The 19,340-nt window shown below is 57.1% G+C and carries 24 protein-coding genes and 1 tRNA gene; 18 read left to right on the top strand and 7 right to left on the bottom strand.

Annotated features, from left to right (window positions below):
• Positions 1-5: 5 nt before the first annotated feature.
• The 5 genes from PEL8287_RS13605 to PEL8287_RS13585 all read left to right on the top strand — a co-directional run bounded on the left by PEL8287_RS13605 (position 6) and on the right by PEL8287_RS13585 (position 3,548).
• Positions 6-551, top strand: a complete 546-nt coding sequence (locus tag PEL8287_RS13605; RefSeq protein WP_085892981.1) for a 6,7-dimethyl-8-ribityllumazine synthase — start codon at positions 6-8, stop codon at positions 549-551.
• Positions 548-1,030, top strand: a complete 483-nt coding sequence (nusB, locus tag PEL8287_RS13600) for a transcription antitermination factor NusB (RefSeq protein ID WP_085892980.1) — start codon at positions 548-550, stop codon at positions 1,028-1,030. Before PEL8287_RS13605 ends, nusB begins: the two co-directional genes overlap by 4 nt.
• Positions 1,031-1,172: 142 nt before the next feature.
• A complete protein-coding gene (locus tag PEL8287_RS13595) occupies positions 1,173-2,234 on the top strand; it encodes a zinc-binding dehydrogenase (RefSeq protein ID WP_085892979.1) in 1,062 nt (353 codons plus the stop codon).
• 174 nt (positions 2,235-2,408) lie between these two features.
• Positions 2,409-2,750 (top strand): hypothetical protein, encoded by a 342-nt coding sequence (locus tag PEL8287_RS13590; RefSeq protein WP_085892978.1) that lies wholly within the window; start codon positions 2,409-2,411, stop codon positions 2,748-2,750.
• A gap of 381 nt (positions 2,751-3,131) precedes the next feature.
• Positions 3,132-3,548 (top strand): MmcB family DNA repair protein, encoded by a 417-nt coding sequence (locus tag PEL8287_RS13585; RefSeq protein ID WP_370737925.1) that lies wholly within the window; start codon positions 3,132-3,134, stop codon positions 3,546-3,548.
• On the opposite strand, the gene PEL8287_RS13580 is transcribed toward PEL8287_RS13585, so the two are convergent.
• A complete protein-coding gene (locus PEL8287_RS13580) occupies positions 3,543-3,731 on the bottom strand; it encodes a DUF6324 family protein (RefSeq protein WP_085892977.1) in 189 nt (62 codons plus the stop codon). The genes PEL8287_RS13585 and PEL8287_RS13580 overlap by 6 nt on opposite strands.
• 148 nt (positions 3,732-3,879) lie before the next feature.
• On the opposite strand from PEL8287_RS13580, the gene PEL8287_RS13575 reads away from it, so the two are divergent.
• A tRNA-His gene (locus PEL8287_RS13575) sits at positions 3,880-3,956 on the top strand.
• 59 nt (positions 3,957-4,015) lie between these two features.
• On the opposite strand, the gene PEL8287_RS13570 is transcribed toward PEL8287_RS13575, so the two are convergent.
• Together PEL8287_RS13570 and PEL8287_RS13565 are read right to left on the bottom strand one after the other, a co-directional pair.
• Positions 4,016-5,437 carry a porin family protein gene (locus PEL8287_RS13570; protein ID WP_085892976.1) on the bottom strand — a complete coding sequence of 474 codons (1,422 nt, stop codon included), beginning with the start codon at positions 5,435-5,437 and terminating at the stop codon, positions 4,016-4,018.
• A gap of 162 nt (positions 5,438-5,599) precedes the next feature.
• Positions 5,600-5,902, bottom strand: a complete 303-nt coding sequence (locus PEL8287_RS13565) for a DUF6476 family protein (protein WP_085892975.1) — start codon at positions 5,900-5,902, stop codon at positions 5,600-5,602.
• Here PEL8287_RS13565 and PEL8287_RS13560 point away from each other — a divergent pair.
• The 4 genes from PEL8287_RS13560 to PEL8287_RS13545 all read left to right on the top strand — a co-directional run bounded on the left by PEL8287_RS13560 (position 5,901) and on the right by PEL8287_RS13545 (position 9,465).
• Positions 5,901-6,926, top strand: coding sequence for an RluA family pseudouridine synthase (locus PEL8287_RS13560; protein WP_085892974.1), 1,026 nt, complete (start codon positions 5,901-5,903; stop codon positions 6,924-6,926). The genes PEL8287_RS13565 and PEL8287_RS13560 overlap by 2 nt on opposite strands.
• A 158-nt stretch (positions 6,927-7,084) precedes the next feature.
• Entirely contained in the window at positions 7,085-7,981 is an 897-nt protein-coding gene (gene rpoH, locus PEL8287_RS13555) for an RNA polymerase sigma factor RpoH (protein ID WP_085892973.1), read from the top strand.
• A 59-nt stretch (positions 7,982-8,040) separates the two neighbouring features.
• Entirely contained in the window at positions 8,041-9,135 is a 1,095-nt protein-coding gene (locus PEL8287_RS13550; protein WP_085892972.1) for an alpha/beta hydrolase, read from the top strand.
• Positions 9,136-9,195: 60 nt separating this feature from the next.
• On the top strand, positions 9,196-9,465 hold the full coding sequence (locus tag PEL8287_RS13545) for a DksA/TraR family C4-type zinc finger protein (RefSeq protein ID WP_085892971.1): 270 nt from the start codon (positions 9,196-9,198) through the stop codon (positions 9,463-9,465).
• A gap of 135 nt (positions 9,466-9,600) precedes the next feature.
• Here PEL8287_RS13545 and pyrC read toward each other — a convergent pair whose 3' ends face one another.
• Both pyrC and PEL8287_RS13535 read right to left on the bottom strand, forming a co-directional pair.
• The gene (pyrC, locus tag PEL8287_RS13540; RefSeq protein ID WP_085892970.1) at positions 9,601-10,644 is read right to left on the bottom strand and encodes a dihydroorotase; all 1,044 of its coding nucleotides are present in this window, start codon (positions 10,642-10,644) and stop codon (positions 9,601-9,603) included.
• Between the two features lie 53 nt (positions 10,645-10,697).
• Entirely contained in the window at positions 10,698-11,660 is a 963-nt protein-coding gene (locus PEL8287_RS13535) for a phosphoadenosine phosphosulfate reductase (RefSeq protein WP_139837803.1), read from the bottom strand.
• Between the two features lie 190 nt (positions 11,661-11,850).
• Between PEL8287_RS13535 and PEL8287_RS13530 the strand changes: the two genes are divergently transcribed.
• From PEL8287_RS13530 to PEL8287_RS13500, 7 genes are all read left to right on the top strand, one after another.
• On the top strand, positions 11,851-12,759 hold the full coding sequence (locus tag PEL8287_RS13530; protein WP_085892968.1) for an AAA family ATPase: 909 nt from the start codon (positions 11,851-11,853) through the stop codon (positions 12,757-12,759).
• Between the two features lie 78 nt (positions 12,760-12,837).
• A complete protein-coding gene (locus tag PEL8287_RS13525; protein ID WP_085892967.1) occupies positions 12,838-14,094 on the top strand; it encodes a vWA domain-containing protein in 1,257 nt (418 codons plus the stop codon).
• A 131-nt stretch (positions 14,095-14,225) separates the two neighbouring features.
• Positions 14,226-14,777: a YeeE/YedE thiosulfate transporter family protein gene (locus PEL8287_RS13520; RefSeq protein ID WP_085892966.1), complete on the top strand. Its 552-nt coding sequence runs from the start codon at positions 14,226-14,228 to the stop codon at positions 14,775-14,777.
• A gap of 3 nt (positions 14,778-14,780) precedes the next feature.
• On the top strand, positions 14,781-15,359 hold the full coding sequence (locus tag PEL8287_RS13515) for a YeeE/YedE thiosulfate transporter family protein (protein ID WP_085892965.1): 579 nt from the start codon (positions 14,781-14,783) through the stop codon (positions 15,357-15,359).
• A 205-nt stretch (positions 15,360-15,564) separates the two neighbouring features.
• Complete coding sequence (locus PEL8287_RS13510) at positions 15,565-16,266, top strand: DUF3047 domain-containing protein (RefSeq protein ID WP_085892964.1); 702 nt, start codon at positions 15,565-15,567, stop codon at positions 16,264-16,266.
• A 135-nt stretch (positions 16,267-16,401) separates the two neighbouring features.
• Positions 16,402-17,367, top strand: a complete 966-nt coding sequence (locus PEL8287_RS13505; protein WP_085892963.1) for an XdhC family protein — start codon at positions 16,402-16,404, stop codon at positions 17,365-17,367.
• Positions 17,364-18,356 carry a molybdopterin-binding protein gene (locus PEL8287_RS13500; protein WP_085892962.1) on the top strand — a complete coding sequence of 331 codons (993 nt, stop codon included), beginning with the start codon at positions 17,364-17,366 and terminating at the stop codon, positions 18,354-18,356. The genes PEL8287_RS13505 and PEL8287_RS13500 overlap by 4 nt, the downstream gene beginning before the upstream one ends.
• A 92-nt stretch (positions 18,357-18,448) precedes the next feature.
• On the opposite strand, the gene PEL8287_RS13495 is transcribed toward PEL8287_RS13500, so the two are convergent.
• Together PEL8287_RS13495 and PEL8287_RS13490 are read right to left on the bottom strand one after the other, a co-directional pair.
• Positions 18,449-18,814 carry an SRPBCC family protein gene (locus tag PEL8287_RS13495; protein ID WP_085892961.1) on the bottom strand — a complete coding sequence of 122 codons (366 nt, stop codon included), beginning with the start codon at positions 18,812-18,814 and terminating at the stop codon, positions 18,449-18,451.
• Positions 18,811-19,026, bottom strand: a complete 216-nt coding sequence (locus PEL8287_RS13490; protein ID WP_085892960.1) for an ArsR/SmtB family transcription factor — start codon at positions 19,024-19,026, stop codon at positions 18,811-18,813. The genes PEL8287_RS13495 and PEL8287_RS13490 overlap by 4 nt, the downstream gene beginning before the upstream one ends.
• A 103-nt stretch (positions 19,027-19,129) precedes the next feature.
• Between PEL8287_RS13490 and PEL8287_RS13485 the strand changes: the two genes are divergently transcribed.
• Positions 19,130-19,340 (top strand): (2Fe-2S)-binding protein (locus tag PEL8287_RS13485; RefSeq protein WP_235862310.1); only part of this gene is annotated, 211 nt, incomplete at its 3' end.

Raw genomic sequence — 19,340 nt, 5'->3', positions numbered from 1 at the left:
CCCAAATGGCTGAAAAAGAATACTCCCTGCCGCGCGCCAGCTTTGACAAACCGGTCAAGCTGCTGATCGTTGTGGCCCCGTTCTACCGCGACATTGCCGATAACCTGATTGCCGGTGCCAAGGCCGAGATCGAGGCGTCAGGCGGCACATGGGATCTGGTCGAGGTGCCCGGCGCGCTGGAGGTTCCCACCGCCATCGGCATCGCCGAGCGCCTGTCAAACTTTGATGGCTACGTCGCCCTTGGCTGCGTCATCCGGGGCGAAACCACGCACTATGAAACCGTCTGCAACGACAGTTCACGCGGCATCACCATGCTGGGTCTTCAGGGGCTGTGCATCGGCAACGGTATCCTGACGGTCGAAAACCGCGCGCAGGCCGAGGTGCGCGCCGATCCGGCGGCGATGAACAAAGGGGCAGGGGCTGCTGCTGCGGCCTTGCATCTTATCGCACTCACCCGTAAGTGGGGCGCTTCGCGCAAGGGGGTGGGCTTTATCCCCGAAGCGCAGGAATACAAGCTGGCAGGCGAGCTTAAGGATAACCCAAAGGCATGAACGACGACAAACCCCTTTCGGGCAACCAAAAGCGACAGATGAAATCCGCTGCCCGGCTTTACGCGGTGCAGGCGCTGTTTCAGATGGAACATTCCGGCCAGACGCTTGATTCCGTGCGGCTGGAGTTTCTTGATTTCCGCTTTGGCGCTCAGGTGGACGACGAAACCGACATGGCCGAGGGCGATGTCGACCTGTTTACCCGACTGCTGGAGGATGCGGTCAACCATCAGGTGCAGATTGACCAGATGACCGACCGGGCACTGGTGGCGAAATGGCCGATAAACCGGATTGATCCGACGATCCGCGCCCTTTTCCGCGCCGCCGGGGCCGAACTGACCCATTCCAACACCCCCCCCAAGGTGGTGATCATGGAATTCGTCGATATCGCCAAAAGCTTCTACCCCGAGGGCAAGGAATCCAAATTCGTCAACGCCGTACTGGATCACATGGCTCGCGAGGCCAAGCCCGAGGCGTTCTGAGTAGCGCAAAAAGGATTGGATGACCACTCTGAGCCCGTTGCAGACATTCTTCCGATGAAGCCAAAGGGCGCTAGCTTGCCACCTACCCCAATTCGGCCTAAGTTTGGTCTCGCAGTTAAGGCCGACGCAAAGGAAAATTAGGATGATACCGGAGACCATGAGGGCCATGCTGCTCACCGGACATGGCGGCCCCGACAAGCTGGTTTTGGATGACCATCATCCAGTCCCTACAATTACGCCGGAGGAAGTGCTGATCAAAGTTGGGGCCTGCGGTATCAACAACACTGACATCTGGGTTCGCGAGGGCGCCTACGGAAGCTCGGACGATCCCGAAGAAGTCACTTCATTCGGTGACAGCCCCTTGCAGTTTCCCCTAATTCAGGGGGCTGACATTGTTGGCACGATTGCCGCGTGCGGTGATGCGATCGATCCATCGCGACTTGGGGAACGGGTCATGGTCGATTTCGGAATCTACTCTGGTGAGGGAGTCGATATCGCGAGCCACGACTATATCGGTTCGTACCGACCAGGCGGGTTTGCGGAATATGTAGCGGTTCCTGCGGTGAATGCTCACCAGATTGAAACTGAGTTGAGCGATGCAGAAATGGCGACATTTTGTTGTGCCTACGTGACTGGAGAACACATGCTGCGCAGAGCGCGCGTATGCGAAGGCGAACGGGTATTGGTCACCGGGGCATCGGGCGGTGTGGGTTCAGGTGTCATTCAATTGTGCCGTGCACGAGGTGCGATCCCATATGGCGTGGTGGGCACCGGTAAAGAAGATCTTGTGCGCTCAATAGGGGCTGAAGAGGTCGTGGAGCGGGGCTGCAAAGACTTGGTGTCTGCCGTCCAAGCTGCCACAGGTGGCGCAGTTATTGATGTGATCGTGGACACGGTGGCAGGTCCAATGATGCCCGATCTGATCGAGGTGTTGCGACCCGGGGGGCGGTATGCGACGTGCGGCGCAATGGGTGGTCCGATCGTTGAACTCGATATGCGTCGCATTTATCTCAAGAACATCGAAATCCACGGTGCAACACAGGGCACTCGCCGCGACTTCGCGGCGGTCCGTGACTATGTCCTGTCAGGCGCGATCAGACCGTTGTTAGCGGGCGCATTTCCGCTCGCGGAACTTGCCCGAGCCCAAGAGACGTTCGGCAGGAAGGACTTTGTCGGCAAGCTTGTGGTCACCGTAAACTCGTAGCGTCCAGAGGTCTGCTCGGTCCGCATATTGGACGTTTCTCCAGCTTTACATTTCAAATGAACATTCGGCAAACCTCGGCCAAGCCCGAGAGTTTGCGCTAAACCTCGGTTCCTCCCCTTGAGATATCCCGGCTGACCACGATATAATAAAGCACCAGACTGGGGGAGTCGTCCAATGCCCAAGCTTATCCGCCTCTACATCACCAATGTCCTCATCGGATTTGGCATCGCGGGTGTTTTTGTGGGCATGCTGCTGTATTTCAACATCGGCAATCTTTGGCATCTGATCTCCACCTCCGACAAGGGCTGGCTGGCACTGGTTATCCTCTGGGTGGCCAATGGTATCGTCTTTGCCGGCGTGCAATTTGCTATCGCCGTCATGAAGATGAAGGATGACGACGATGATGACGGTCCCGGTGGCGGCAAGCGTCAGCATGTCGCGATGCGGCGTGAATTTGCCACGATCCCGGTACGCGTCGACAAAGGCCGCGCGCAAGGTTTCTGGCAGAAGCGCTAAGTCTTGATTTCTGGAAAACCGGGCTGATGCGTACGTTTTGTACGCCCATTTCTGAATCGCACCCGAATTGCGTACGATTTTTACGTACAAAACGTACGGATCGTACGAAACAGGGTGGTGTGGCGGGACCGCACGAACCGTGTGGTTATCTCATTCCCGAGGACCTGTATATACAGGTGGGCACCGGGTAACCGGACCAGGATCCGGACAGAGCCAGCTCCCTCGGAATTGCTTAAGGCCACCGGAATGCAACCATCCACAAGAAGCGCAGAACCCGCCACTGACAACAGTTAGTCCTTAGCGGGGCCCACGGCAAGGGGTTGCATGTGTTCATCTTTTGTTCATAATTTCCACATGGATGTTCAAAGTGATCAAAATCTGATGCCTGGCCAGCTTCTTGCGCGGGGTGTTTGCCGTCACTTGTTGGGCTATGATTTTGTTTCAATTGAAGAATTTGTACCTGAGAAGGGCAAGCGCGTGGATGTCATGGCGCTTGGCCCCAAGGGCGAGATCTGGGTGATCGAGTGCAAATCCTCGCGCGTCGATTTTACGTCAGATGCAAAATGGCAAGGATACCTGGATTGGTGCGATCGTTATTTCTGGGCCGTGGATGAAGATTTTCCGACCGATCTTTTGCCCGACAGCACCGGTCTGATTATTGCCGACGCCTATAATGCCGAGATCATCCGCATGGCCCCTGAGGTCAAACTTGCCCCGGCGCGCCGCACTGTGTTGATCCGAAAATTTGCCCGTCATGCCGCCAGACGCCTGCACGGGTTTCGCGATCCGCGTTTATGACTTCCGTCCCTGTGCCGCTTTCGCCGCCGCCATGATTTCCGAGGCAATTTCCTCGGCCTCTTCAGGGGTGAAATCCATTGGAATTTCAATGCCTTGAGATTCGATATAAATGCGCACCATACCCTGATCGGTGGGGCCGATTTGAAGGTTGGCCTCAACGTCGCTTTCGGTATCAATACCCATCGGAATCTCCTTTTATCAGGCGTTCAGGTACTGTTTTTAGGTCACCTTGGCAAGCTCTGGCTATCTATCCAAAAATTGATCTTTCAGCAGTTTTTACCACGCAACAGGCTTGCATTTCGGAGAAGGTAACGATAAATCGCCCAACAGTGCCGCCGTAGCTCAGTTGGTTAGAGCGCTTGATTGTGGATCAAGAGGTCCCCCGTTCGAGCCGGGGCGGTGGTACCACCATCCAACAGAGATTTTCGGCCCCTATGTTTCAGGGCACGGTGAGGCCGCGATTTCGTTCAGAATGACGCTCTGTATCCGAATTGAAATACCATGCTTGTATTCTGATCGAGGTCCAGTGTCGGATCAAGCGGACCCGCCAAATTGGAATCCGGCCGGTGATATTTGATCTCAGGTGTTGTGCCGTATTCCAACCCAGCCGATAGCGTTAAAGCCTTGTTTTCGTCCGCCAGGGTGTAGGATGCCTTGAGCGTTGCGTTCAACAAGCTGTCATCAAAGCTGTGTCTTTGACTGTTGGTGAAATTCAGCGCGCCACCCAAACCGGTGGCGTTCACAGAGTCGGTCACGTCGATATTGTAAAAATCGTATCCAACCGTACCGGTGACCCGAAACGTGTTGGTAAGGTTATTGCGCCCGCGAAAGGACTTGCTGGTCGAAAGACCCGCGTAGGCACCATAGCTGTCACTGTCGAACTTGGTGCTGTAGTCTGCGTTCCAAGCGGAATTAACGCCAAATGCGGGGGTGTCAGCTGAAATAGAAACGTTCTCTCTTTGGTCGAACATTTTATAGCGAAGACCGCCAACAACGCTAAGTACGCCCAGACTTGGGCCAGAATTGATCGGTCGCCAGAAACTTCCTGATGGCGTGGCAACAAGTTCTTCGCGCACGCCATCTGCATTGATCCGTATGGGATGTAAAAAATCAAACGACAGTCCAAAGGAATCGCGATCAACATTGAACGAACCATTTTGGATATCAGTCGGCGAATTGATGAAAACCCCCGGCATCCCGCCCATGCTGGTCACACCCAACCCGTTGAGAAACTGAAGATTATTGACGCTATCCGAGCCTTCAAGGAACGAGCCATTCAATCCCAGACCAAGGGTAGTTGGCAAAATACGACCTGTATCCAGGCAATAACCGGTGCCCAAGCTATAGTCGGCGCCGGAAAGTTCGTAGTCAAAAGTTAAGGCGGGGTTTAACACGACTCCAATGTTTTCAGTTGCCATTGCCCCACGATGACGGTTGCTCAGATCCGTCTCGTAACCGGCGCCAAGGTTAGCGCCCGTAAAACTTGGAGTGAAATATAACGAGGTATCGCCGGGTTTCGTGTTGCACGCACCAGATGCCAACCCGTCGGTGACTACGCTATTTGCGATTGATCCGGTATCCTCACCAATCACGATCGTGCCAAACGAACCACTTACCTGCAGTACAGGTTCATCATTATTACCAGTGTCGGCATCGTCTTCAAAATCGACCCGGGTATTGAATGTCAGGCCATTGTCCAGTGTGATGCGGGGGTTGATATAGATTTCTTCGTCTCGCACTTCTCCGATGCCGCCAGAATCGCTTTCGGCATAGCCGACCATTGCATTGTAATAGCCGCCAAGGCTGATTTCCCATTCGGCCGCAAATACTGGTACTGTATATACGCTCGTCAAAAGAAGGGCCGTTAGCCCCGGTGTCTTGCCATGCATTTTAATTTCCTTCCCTCAAATTCACGTCAAACCCCAAAGATGACGTTAGGTAAGGGTATCACGAATTCCGGTTTTTACAATTCTCAGGAAACCAGCTGGCAAACCCTTTGCGCGCATACAAAGATTGTAAGAATGGTGCGGACAAAGGCGGGTACCGGGCGGTCAGCGGGGACTAATTGTAATTTCCTTGCGTAATTCATTGGTATCGCGGTCATAAATCAGGATGCGATCATCGGTGGTGACCACGGCATACCAGTTTCCACCTTGGGTAAAGGCACTGGCCTTGGCACCCTCGGGCAACGTAATCGTGTCTGGGAGTTTGGGGCCAAAGGCATCCGAGAAGCGGATGACAAACAGCACGACGATCACTATGAAGCCCAGAATCATCGTGGCTGTCAGGACTGTTACCAGCAGGCGCAGATATTTCACCATTGCCGGATCAACCGGCTGAGGATTCTCATCCATGGGCACAGCCCCTTTATCATTCCGGATCCACAGCGATCCTCCTGGCCGTCTTGATAAGGCGCTTTCCCGTGATGTGCCAGAGGCGGCAAGCCTGTCACGCACGCGCCTTGCGCGGCTGATCGCAGAGGGGCAGGTGGCGCTGAATGGCAGGGTGGTGAGTGACCCAAAGGCAAAAGTAGCCGAAGGCGATGTTGTGGATATTACCGTTCCCGAGGTTGAAGACAGCCATATTGGCCCCGAAAACATCCCGCTGGACGTTATCCATGAGGATGCTGATCTGATTGTGATCAACAAGCCGGCTGGCATGGTTGTGCATCCCGCCCCCGGGACACCCACGGGCACACTGGTCAACGCGCTTTTGCATCATTGCGGCGACTCTCTATCGGGGGTCGGAGGAATGAAGCGGCCCGGGATAGTTCATAGAATTGACAAGGATACCAGTGGGTTGCTGGTTGTTGCCAAATCGGACCGTGCGCATCACGGCCTGGCTGCGCAGTTCGAAGCACATAGCGTCGAACGTAACTACCGCGCGGTGGTCTACGGCGTGCCGGATGCCAGCGACCCGCGCCTGCGCGGTATCAGGGGCGTCAGTTTTGAACCCGGCAATATCATGCGTATCACCACTCAACTGGCCAGGCACAAGACGGACCGTCAGAAACAGGCTGTAGTGTTTGATGGCGGTCGCCATGCCGTCACCCGGGCACGGATTGTCGAAAGTTTTGGCAGCCCTGCAGTGGTCGCCCTTGTAGATTGCTGGTTAGAGACCGGCCGTACCCATCAGATTCGTGTTCATATGGCGCATGCAGGGCACGGACTGGTTGGTGACGCGGTTTATGGTGGAAAACGCAAGTTGTCGGTTCAGGCGCTTTCAAGCGGGGGCCATACCGCTGCACGTGAGTTTAAACGTCAGGCGCTTCATGCATTGGTTTTGGGCTTTGAACACCCTGTTTCCGGGGCAAACATGCGGTTCGAGGCGCCTATACCGCCGGATATGGCTGCGCTGATCGCAGCATTGCGCGATTGAAATTTTTCGCACGCTCGCGTGTATCATTTGACACAAATCTGGCAAACCGACGGAAACGCGCCCATTTACCGTTAAACTAATCAGTTCATTTGCCTTGAAACGGGTTTGGAATGTTCCTAAATGAATGTTAACACCCTAAACATTGGGAGGGACAAAGGTTGAGTAACTACAAAAATCTGCCGGCCCCGACGCCGGAAGGCGGTCTGAACCGCTATATGCAGGAAATCCGGAAGTTTCCACTTCTGGAGCCCGAAGAAGAATACATGCTGGCCAAGCGTTGGGCAGAAGAGCAGGACACTGAAGCTGCGCATAAAATGGTAACAAGCCACCTTCGTCTGGCGGCGAAAATTGCGATGGGCTATCGCGGATATGGCTTGCCGCAAGCCGAGGTGATTTCCGAGGCAAATGTTGGCCTGATGCAGGCCGTTAAAAAATTCGACCCAGAGCGTGGTTTCCGCCTGGCGACCTATGCGATGTGGTGGATTCGGGCCAGTATTCAGGAATACGTTCTGCGTAGCTGGTCGATGGTCAAGCTGGGCACCACGTCGGCGCAGAAAAAGCTGTTTTTCAACCTTCGCAAGGCCAAGGCCAAAATCGGCGCTCTTGAAGAAGGTGATTTGCGCCCTGAAAACGTCAAACAGATTGCGACAGATCTGGGGGTGACCGAAGATGAAGTGATCAGCATGAACCGCCGGATGTCTGGCGGGGATGCTTCGCTGAACGCCACGGTCGGATCCGACGGCGAAGGCACCATGCAATGGCAGGACTGGCTGGAAGACGAGGATGCCGATCAGGCCGGCGATTACGAAGCACGTGACGAGTTGGAAGCGCGCCGTGAATTGCTTGCAGCAGCGATGGATGTGCTGAATGACCGCGAACGTGACATCCTTACGCAACGCCGCCTGAGCGATCAGACTGTGACGCTTGAAGAGCTTAGCAGCGCCTATGACGTCAGCCGCGAACGTATCCGTCAGATTGAAGTACGCGCGTTTGAAAAGCTGCAGAAACGTATGCGCACCCTGGCCCAGGAAAAGGGCATGCTGGTCCCTGCGTAAAGGCTTGGCGGCGTGCCCGAAACAAAGTAACCTCTCCCTTTACCGGGAGAGGTTTTTTAATGTCTGGTCACGGTGTTAAGCGCGCTCAGGATCGATCTCAGATTGCGCGGTGGTCGACAGCCCCGCGCATTGTCTCGTTGGTGTTTATCGTGACTATGGTTGCGGCCTCTTGTGCCCCTCGCAACACAGCGCAAAGGGCTGCGGCGCATCCTTCAGCGCGCATTGAACCAATCTACGTCGCAACCCAACGCGAACTTAACCGAACCGGCCCGGTTTTCGGCGAGCAGCGACCGCGCGATGTGAACTATTTCCGCGCTGATATTTCTGTACCTTCGACCCATGAAAGCGGCCTTATTGAATGGCCCAAAGGTCCGCCTGATGCGGCAACCGATTTTGTAGTCATAGACACGCAGGTCTTCGGCAACAGCAGCGCCTTTGTGCGTCAGGTACATGCCGAGACACCGGGCCGGGAAACGCTGGTGTTTGTCCATGGGTATAACAACACGTTGTCAGAATCGATGTATCGGCTGGCTCAGATTCAAACGGATTTTGAGACAGGAATGCCATCGGTTCTGTTTTCCTGGCCTTCTGCCGGGGATCCGCGCGGTTACATCTATGACCGCGACAGTATTTTGTTTTCGCGTGATGATCTTGAAGAGACACTAAAGGTGCTGACCACCGGTTCAGGGGAAAAGGTGTTTTTGATTGCCCACTCCTTGGGGTCGCATCTGGTAATGGAGGTTTTGCGGCAGGCGGCTCAGCGCGGGGATCGGCGGTTGCTGAACAGGATCAGCGGGGTGGTCCTGATGTCGCCCGATATCGATCCCGATCTTTTCCGACGTCAGGCCGAAGCCATTGGCAAGCTGCCACAACCGTTTTTTATCTTCATTTCGCGACAGGACCGCGCATTAAGTCTTGCCGGATTCCTGACCGGTCAAAAACCCCGGCTGGGGGTTATCGACGCGCCCGAACAGATGAAGGGTCTGGATGTGACGGTGGTGGACTTCACTGAACTGGCTGATGGAGAAGGGTTTAATCACTTTGTTCCGGTGACATCACCGGCTGCGATTACCGTGCTGAACGGGATGATTGATCAGGCCGGGCGCCGGGGAACCGGGTTTGGAAAATTCATGGTATTGAAAGCGCAGCCGTAACGCATAGCTATTCTATGCCCGGGTAAGTGCAGGTTTGTTTCTACAGGATAGGAGGACGCCATGGCCGGAGGATGGGCCCGCGACGGCGCGGTAAGCGAGCAGATCGAGGCGTCAATCAGTGATGAACTGGCGCGGATGCAGGCGCGCAAGCGGCCTGTGGGCGAAAGCCTGACCCATTGTGCCGACTGTGAAGAACCAATCCCCGAAGCGCGGCGTGTGGCGCTGCCGGGCGTGAAGCTGTGCATTGATTGCGCGGCCGATGTGCAAAGCCAGCAGCAGGCGCGCGGCGGGATTAACCGGCGAGGGTCAAAGGACAGTCAGCTGAAGTGAGGGGATGTCTGACCTGAACCCATTCTTCAAAATGCGGCGGCACGAATAAACTACCGTTTAGCAATACACTGCGGTCATTTTTTCCGCGAATAGACATGATCAATGCGGCCTTTTGGGTGTGAATGGCCGTGAACCCTATGGATTACTGTGAACATGCCAGTGAAGATCCATACCAGGATCGAACACTGTGACGGGGCCGTCAGCGGTGTCGATTTTATCGGGGTAGGTAACAGGATCGCCTTTGGTCAGGGTGATCGTGTCGGCGTTCACCGGGAGGCCATAAAAGGCTGGACCGTTGAGCGAGGTAAAGCCTTCAAGCCGGTCAAGCGCGCCCATCTCCTCAAACACATGGGCGAGGATCGACATGGTGTTGGTGGCGGTAAAGCAGCCGGCGCAGCCGCAAGCGCTCTCCTTATTCGCATCGGTGTGCGGGGCGCTGTCGGTGCCGAGGAAAAACCGCTTGTCGCCGCTGGTCGCTGCCGCGCGCAGGGCCAGACGATGCTCTTCGCGTTTTGCGACGGGCAGGCAGTAGTAATGCGGTTTGATTCCACCCACCAGAATATGGTTGCGGTTGATGATCAGGTGGTGCGTGGTGATGGTGGCAGCAAGATTGTCCTGCGATTTGGCATAGTCCACCCCATTGGAGGTGGTGATATGTTCCATCACCGTGCGCAGGCCGGGTGTGGTGCGCCGGATCGGGTCAAGGACGCGGTCAATGAAAACTGCTTCGCGGTCAAAGATGTCGATTTCATTGTCGGTCACTTCGCCGTGCAGGCAAAGCGGCAGGCCGATTTCAGCCATTTTTTCCAGCACACCGCGCACCTTGTCAAAATCTGCCACACCGCTGGCCGAGTTTGTGGTCGCACCCGCAGGGTAGAGTTTGACCGCGCTGATCAATCCGCTGGCATGGGCGGCGGCCACGTCCGACGGATCGGTATTTTCGGTCAGGTAGAGTGTCATCAACGGGGTGAAGTCGTGGCCCTTGGTCAAGGCAGCCAGAATACGATCGCGGTAGGCTGCCGCCTGTGCTCCGGTTACCACCGGCGGCACCAGATTGGGCATGATGATGGCGCGGGCGAAATGGCGCGAGGTTTCGGGCAGGACGGCTTGCAACATAGCGCCGTCACGCAGGTGCAGGTGCCAGTCGTCGGGTCGGCGGAGGGTCAGTTTTTGGCTCATGGCTTGGCTTTACACAATCGCGAAAGGCAGTGCCAGATGTGCCGTGCGCGAATTTAATGGTGCAAAGGCCCCGCATCGCCCCGCGGGCGGTGAGACAGGCCTTTCTCCGCCCGCGTCAGGGCCGTCAGAAACTTTGGCTCGTCGCGTTGCTGCAACACCTTACGACAGAGAATACTGGTCAGCAGTGATCGGTCATCGATTGTCAGACGTCGCAAGAGGTTGGTTTGATACTCGGGGTCTTTGTGACGCTCGCGCAGCAGACGGGCCAGACTGAGCGGTGTCAGCTTGTCGGCGCTCAGTTGTGCCAGCAGGCGCGGCAGAAGTTGCATGCGGATCAAGGCCTCATCCAGGCGTGGGCCCAGAAAGCGCGTTCGAATTCGCTCGATATGAGGGCGATAGAAAAGCGCGGCATGCATGGCATCAAGTTCGACCTCGGGATCGTAGAGAACGAAGGCCTGAGCGGCCGCCTCCAACATGTCCGGGGCATAGCCGTATCGGTCATCAAAGGCGGTTCTGCGCATGCGCAGGAACCGGTCGTCCCATTCTGTCAGCCGCGGGTCAAGCGTGGCCTGGGGTTGCAACACCAGAACCTTGGCACCGGGGGCCACAACCGAAAAAGCCGCCGCTGCATAGCCACAAGGGCCGGCGCCGTAAAAGATTACCTGGTCAAATTCGTCGAAGAAACCGTCATCGACCAGCCGGTCGAAATAGGCGTAAACCCGTTCGTTGCGAAACCAGGTGTCACCATTGCTGACAAGTGCCAGATGCGACCAGCCAAGCGCACGAACCATAGTCCAGCCAAGCGGATGGGCGATTTCCGATTGGGCCCTGACGCGTTTGTGGGTGTCAAAAGTCACCAGAAGGGTTTGTTTTTCTTCTAGAAAGGCCGCGACATGCTTGTCGCCAAGAGTTTCGACATAGCCGTCTTCGTCGATTATATCGGAAAGTGCCTCAAGCCAGCGGCTCCAGTCCAAATCGGATAAATCTGCGTCAAAGCGGTTTGAATTGTCTTGCATAATATAAATCCTGAATACTGATACGACCGCCTGAACACAGGGAACTGGTTTTTAGGTGTATGCCGCAATTCTGGCATAAGCTGGAAATTTCCAAGAGATATTTGCGCTTTCCGGGGGACCCAGCTGCGACGTTGGTACCCTTGACGACAGCAAGGCCCCCATGCAGTGCTGCCCGGGTACGGAGGTTATTATGAGAAAACCCGCATCTATCGAAAAAGTCCAGTGCTTGTTGGCAGGTGAACACTATGTTTCCAGTCGGGCACTAAGCACGGTTACCTACCTGGCGTTGCATTTGGGCCGTCCGCTGTTTCTGGAGGGGGAAGCGGGCACCGGGAAAACCGAAATTGCCAAGGCATTGGCCGCGGCCCTTGGGCGGCGGCTGATTCGGCTGCAATGCTATGAGGGGCTGGATGCATCCTCGGCAGTATATGAATGGAATTTCGCCGAACAGATGATCGCCATTCGTACGGCCGAAGCTTCGGGCGGGGTGGACCGCGATATGCTGAAAGACGAGTTGTTCACCGAGGAATTCCTGATTGAGCGTCCACTCTTGCAGGCGATGCGGCCGCAGCCCGGCGGCGCTCCGGTGCTGCTGATCGACGAGATCGACCGCACAGACGAACCGTTCGAGGCGTTCCTGCTGGAGGCTTTGTCAGATTTTCAGGTCACCATTCCCGAACTCGGCACGATCCAAGCGACCGAGCCCCCGATTGTGATCCTGACCTCGAACCGCACGCGCGAGGTGCATGATGCTCTCAAACGCCGATGCCTGTATCACTGGGTGGAATATCCGACATTCGAGCGTGAAATCGAGATCCTGCAGGCCAGGGCACCCGAGGCGTCAGAGGCGCTCAGCCGCGAGGTGGTAGCCTTTGTGCAGGCGCTGCGCACCGAAGACCTGTTCAAGAAACCGGGCGTTGCCGAAACCATCGACTGGGCGAAATGCCTGCTGGCGCTGGATGTGATCAGCCTGAGCCCCGAGGTCATCGCCGACACCGTGGGCGCGATCCTGAAATATCAGGACGATATCCAGAAATTGCAGGGGTCCGAGGCCAAACGCATCCTCGATGAGGTGCGCGCCACGCTGGATCCTGTTTGATGTTTCTTCGTGCTGAAAATACCCTCGGTGGGGAGCGGTGCAGACAGCCCCCCACCTTTGCGGCCAGAGGTAACGCAGATGGTTGAATTCCCCGCGCTTGATCTGCCTGAAAACCCCAAGCTGACCCATAATATCACTCATTTTGCACGGGCGCTCAGGGCCGCCGGGCTGCCGATTGGCCCGGGGCGGGTGATCGACGCCATCCGCGCGGTCGAGGCAGCGGGATTTACGTCGAAAGCAGATTTTTTCTATACGCTGCGCGCCTGCTTCGTGAACCGGCCGGAGCATCTGCAGGTCTTTGCGCAGGTGTTCCGGCTTTACTGGCGCGATCCGCGCTATGTGGAACATATGATGGCGATGATGCTGCCAGCCATTCGCGGCGTGCAGGAAGAGCGCGGTGCGCAGCCAGCCGAGAAACGCGCGGCCGAGGCTTTGCTGGATGGGGTTCAACGCGATATCCCCGAGATGGACGAATCCGAGGGTGAAACCAGGATCGAGATTGACGCCAGCGCCACCATGTCGGGCGAGGAACGCCTGCGTAGCCTGGATTTCGAGCAGATGAGCACGGCAGAGATCGCGCAGGCCAAACGCATGTTGGCCCAGCTGAAACTGCCAGTGAAACCGCTCGCCTCGCGGCGCGGGCAGCCCAGCCATACAGGCCACCGCGTGGATGCGCGCAAGACCCTGCGGGCAGCGATGCGCCGGGGGGGCGAGATTCGCCGTATCCATCTGAAAAAGCCACGGGACCGCTGGCCCAATCTGGTGGTGCTGTGCGATATTTCCGGCTCGATGAGTCAATACAGCCGGATGGTTCTGCATTTCTTGCATGCAGTGGCGAATGAAAAAGGTGCCGGTTGGGCAAAGGTGCATGCCTTTACCTTTGGTACAAGGCTGACCAACATCACCCGCCATCTGGCCACGCGCGATGTTGATGCAGCACTGGCCGCCGCAGGTAAGCAGGCGCAGGACTGGGAGGGCGGTACCCGCATCGGGGCCTGTCTGCACGAATTCAACCGCGACTGGTCGCGCCGGGTGATGGGGCAGGGCGCGGTGGTGCTGTTGATCACTGACGGGCTGGACCGCGATGACCCGGAAAAGTTGAGCCACGAGATGGAGCGGTTGCATCTGAGCGCGCGCCGTCTGATCTGGCTGAACCCGCTATTGCGCTGGGAAGGGTTTGCTGCCAAGGCGCAGGGCATCAAGGCAATGCTGCCCTATGTGGATGCGTTTCGCGCGGGCCATTCGATCGCCACGCTGGAAGATCTGGCAAAAGCGATTTCCGCGCCAGGTGACAGCGGTGAAAAGGCCCGTTTGATGGCATCGTTGCACCGCTGACACAGGCGCGACTTCGATTTTTCGCGAAAAATCGTTTACCGAGGGGAAAGGTGAATTTGATTTAAATCAATGCGGCATGCCGGGCTTCGTTATATTCTTAAAGTTGAATGTGAAACCGAAAGGATGCAGCCATGGTACTTAATTGGAAAATCGGTGGGGTGTTGCTGGGCCTTGTTTTTTTCGCGGCGGTATTGCTGGTCAAGCCGATCGGCGTGTCGACACAGTTTGTTATTCTGGATGCCATTATCGGCGATACGGTCAGCCCGGGGCTGATTACGCAAACGGACCAGGGTGTGACCTCGAATAATGCCTATCTGGCGAAATCGGGTGGTAAATACGCCAAGAGCGCCGCCAACCCTCTCAACTACAGTTTTATATTTGTACTGGCGATGATGGCGGGGGCCTTTACCTCGGCCCTGCTGCGCGGTGGCGTGGGTGCCGATGAGCGGCGCCTGCCTGCGATCTGGTGCGCCAACTATGGCGACACACCGGTAAAGCGCTATGCAATGGCGTTCATGGGAGGCTTTGTGGTGCTTTACGGCGCACGGCTGGCCGGCGGCTGCACGTCGGGCCATATGATGAGTGGGACGATGCAGACGGCGATCTCGGGCTATATCTTTGCGGCTGCTGCTTTTGCTGCCGCCATACCCGTCGCCATGAAACTTTATCCGCAGGAGGGCTGAGCGATGACGACGATCTTACTTGCAATTCTGATTGGTGCCGCTTTTGGCGCTGTGCTGGACCGGATCGGGGCGACCAACCCCAACTGGATCATCAGGATGCTGAACCTGACCAGCCTGCACCTGATGAAAACCATTTTGCTGGCCATTGGTGTCGGCTCTATCCTCATGTTTGCCGGTCAAATGGCGGGTCTTGTCGATGTCGGTCATATGAGCGTGAAAGCCGTTTATGTGGGCGTTGCCATTGGCGGTTTGCTGTTAGGAGCGGGCTGGGCCGCGTCGGGCTATTGTCCTGGTACCGGTGTTTGTGCAGCGGCCTCGGGACGCTATGATGCATGGTTTTTCATCATTGGCGGCCTGCTGGGGGCGGCGGCCTATATGCTCAGCTATCCGTTCTGGAAAGCAACCGGCCTGTTGTCCGGCAGCACAATGACCCTTGGCGCGGTGCCAGGTGCGGATTATCCGGCGCTGATCAACCTGCCCGGCGATGTGGTCGGGCTTGCCATGGGCGTTCTGTTTGTCATTGTAGCCTTTGTTTTGCCTGAACGGTTGGCAGGACAGGGTGCGCCGGTGGCCGCGCAATAATTCCTGCGAAAACCTTTGGAAACGGCCGTCCCGATTGGGCGGCCGTTTTTATTGGTGGCGTCCATAGTATTTAGCCGTCCCATGTCTATCACAAGCCAGTGATGCGGGGCGGTTAACACGGGTCCGGCCTTGCCTATTCGATAAGGCCCCTTCAGCATCGCCTGCAAGGTCAGGATGGCAGAACCCATGTCGAGAAGAGGTGGAAATGAAACGTTTAGGCTTGGTTGCAGGTCTTGTGCTGTTTGGCGCGGCGCTCTTCTGGATGACGCGGCCCGCGCCTTATGACACAGGCGCGCCCTTGCGGACAAGCGAAGGGCCCGTGCATCTGCTGGAGGGCCTTGAGACGGAGGTTTTGCCAAGGGGCTGGCTGCACAGGACATTCTTTCGTGTCACGCCGACACAGTACCGAATGACTGAAGCAGACGGCGCGCGTGCTCTGCGTTGCACCACCAATAACAGCGCGTCGATCCTGGCGCGTGATACAAGGATTGCCGTGGCGGACCTGCCTATGTTGTCCTGGCGATGGAAAGTGGTCCAGCCAATTGCAAGCGATGTGGATGAATCGACGGAAGAGGGCGATGATCACCCGCTACGCCTATACCTGCGCTTTGCCAATCAAGACGGCGACACGCGTGGTGCCGAGATTATCTGGAGCAACAAAAAATACGCCCCCGGCGACTTCAAGATCATCGGGTCATTTTATCACTACGTGGCTAATGGGCTGCCTGAAAATATCGGCCAGTGGCATGACCAGGCGGTTGATCTGCGCCGACTTTACCAGGATATCGGCGGTACCGGCACACCTGTTCTGGAGACGCTTGGGGTCTTTTGTGACAGTGACAATACCGGGGCTAAAAGCGGTGGGTTCATTGCAAAGATTGTCCTGTCGGCGGCTGATCCGGCCTAGGCCTGTTGGGGTGCCTGCATGACAGGCTGCCATTGCACTGGGTTTCATTCGTTAATACCTATGTTCTGGCCCCGACCAAAGCAGAATGCGCCGGCAGTGCGGACTTGCGCTACAGGGCGGGGTTAGGAGGGCCTTATGGACCGATTTGACAATATTCCCGAAACAGCTTTGCGCTGGCATGACGAGGGCAAGGGCGCCGCGCTGGCCACGGTGGTGCAGACATGGGGCAGCGCGCCGCGCCGGGTGGGCAGTCAGTTGGCGATTTCCGGCGCAGGCGAGATCGAAGGCTCGGTTTCGGGCGGCTGTGTCGAGGGCGCGGTGGTGGCCGAGGCGCTGGATGCCATATCGACCGGCAAACCGGTGATGCTGGAATACGGCGTCAGTGACGGCGATGCTTTTGCTGTGGGATTGGCTTGTGGCGGCACCATCCGGGTGCTGGTGGAACCGATTGGCCCGGTTATGCCCCTACAGGTTCTGCGGAATCTGGTGCTGGCGCGTGATGCACGAGTGCCGGTCGCTTACATCACCGGCAAGGACGTGGAACGACGGCTGGTCCGCGACGGTTTTGATGACCGGTTTCGAATGGACCGTTCAGGTTTTGAAGAGGATGGCGAAACCTTTGTGGCGATCCATAACCCGCCGCTGCGGCTGATCATCGTTGGCGCGGTGCATATCGCACAGGCGCTGGTGCCGATGGCGCGGATTGCTGGTTTTGATCCGTTGTTGATCGACCCGCGCGAAAGTTTTGGCTCGGCCGACCGGTTTCCGGGCGAAACCATTCTGCATGACTGGCCGGACGAGGGTGTGCAGGCCTATGGTCTGGACAGTCGCACCGCCTTAGTTTTGCTGACCCATGATCCGAAACTGGATGATCCGGCGCTGGAGCAGGCGTTGAAAAGCCATGCCTTCTATATTGGCGCGCTGGGATCGACCCGGACTCATGCCAAGCGGGTCGAACGTTTGCGGGAAAGCGGGTTCAGCGAGGCCGAGATCGGCCGTATACACGGCCCTGTCGGTCTTGACCTTGGCGCGGCAAGCCCGGCTGAAATTGCTGTCAGCATATTGGCGCAAATGCTCATGGTCCTGAGGAAAGGCGCATGAAGTTTGGCCCGGTCGCGATCGCACAGGCCGAAGGCGCCATTCTGGCGCATTCACTTCAGTTGCCGGGCGGACGGTTGCGCAAGGGGGTAGTGCTGGACGCCGGCCATATCGCTGACTTGCAGGCTGCCGGAATCGCAAATGTCATTGCTGCGCGGCTTGAACTGGACGACCTGCACGAGGATGAGGCCGCCTGGCATCTGGCCGGGGCAATCCTGAACGGGGCCCCGCATCTTCACCTGACAACGCCTTTTACCGGTCGTGTCAATCTGATTGCAGACCGCGCCGGGGTGGTGCAGCTGGATTCCAATCGTCTGAACGCGGCCAATGCGGTGCATCCGATGATCACGGTGGCCACCGTGCCGGATTTTCAGCAGATGGCGAAGGGAGGGATGGTCGCCACGGTCAAGATCATTGCCTATGGCGTGCCCGAGGCAGACGTGACCCGCGCCGCGGATCTGGCCCGCGCTGCCATCAGATTGTCGGTGCCAACGCATCGTAGTGCCAGTCTGATCATCACTGAAATTCCCGGCGGGCCAGGGGATAAGGGCGCTGCGGCCATCGCGGCCCGGATCCGGGCGCTGGATATGGCTCTGGCCGAGACCACGCTGTGTGCGCATGAGTCGCCGGTACTGTCCGAGACCATCGCCCGGGCCCGGGGCGAGATCATTCTGATCCTCACCGGCTCTGCCACATCGGATGCCTATGATACGGCGCCTCAGGCGCTGCGGCTGGCAGGGGGGCAGGTTGAAAGGTTCGGAATGCCTGTTGATCCGGGCAACCTGCTGTTTATCGGCACCTTGGGCGACAAGCCGGTGATCGGCTTGCCGGGCTGTGCGCGGTCCCCGGCACTGAATGGCGCTGACTGGGTGTTGGCGCGGGTGGCCTGCGGCATTGTGGTGACAAGCGCTGATATTGCCGGGATGGGAGTGGGCGGATTGCTCAAGGAGATCCCGACACGACCGATGCCGCGCCGGGGAAAACAAGGGTAGCAGAAAACCAAGCCACCGCTTGTCTAGGTCAGTTCGTCCCCCTGCCTGACCAGTATTTCCGTCCAGCCACCAAGGTGATTGTCGCAACTTTCCTAGCTTGGAAACCGTACATGGGTAAGAGCAATATGGCTGCCCGCGCCCTTCGGTTTGAACTCAAGCGTGACGGTGCTGCCCTCAACGGAAAACGGGCTTTCCCAGGAAAATGCCAGACGGTGAGGGCGGTCGATCACCTGATAAACCCCGCCTTGGCGCATCTCATCGCTGCCATTGGCCATAACCAAATCAAACCGCCCTCCAACACGCGGGCCGGTTTCGGCCCTGGGTGTCGTCATGCCGGGGCCGGGCTGCATAAAGTGCCGCAGCAGGGCTGGGTCCAGCCTGGCGTCGAACACCTGTTCTGGCGGTGCGTTGATCGTCCGTTCGACAGTCAGTGTTAGGTCTTGGTGTGTGAGGGTCATTTGGAAGTCTCCGTGTTAAGCAGATCATCCAGCGCGTCAAGGCGAAGCACCCAGATTGAAAGAAGCTCCTCAAACCAGCTGTCGATGTCCCGCAGCGGGCCATGCTGCGCCAGAAGCGTCAGGATAAAGCGGCGTGTCGGATCGCTGGCAGCTTTGAATATATCGGTCAGCGGGTCATGTGATTTTCGTTCAACCTTATTGGTGAACAACATGCAGAGAGAGTTCAATCAATCAAAAGGATGAATGAAAGGCGGATATCCGATTGCGGCTGTGCGGGTAAAATTCAAGAATTTGGGTTCTCAAGCTGCCGGGCGCATGATTAACTCCTACCCAGAACAAAAATCAAAAAGGGAGGAGTCCATGTCACAGGTCAGCATGACAGTGAATGGCAAGGCGGTTTCGGCCGAATCTGAAGGGCGTACGTTATTGGTTGATTTTTTACGTGAGGGTTGTGGATTGACGGGGACGCATGTTGGGTGTGACACGTCGCAATGCGGGGCCTGTGTTGTGCATGTTGACGGGCGTG

This window comes from Roseovarius litorisediminis, from assembly GCF_900172295.1.
GTDB lineage: Bacteria > Pseudomonadota > Alphaproteobacteria > Rhodobacterales > Rhodobacteraceae > Roseovarius > Roseovarius litorisediminis.
The sequence above is the reverse complement of the archived record's forward strand: the minus strand, read 5'-3'. Positions and strand labels throughout refer to the sequence as shown.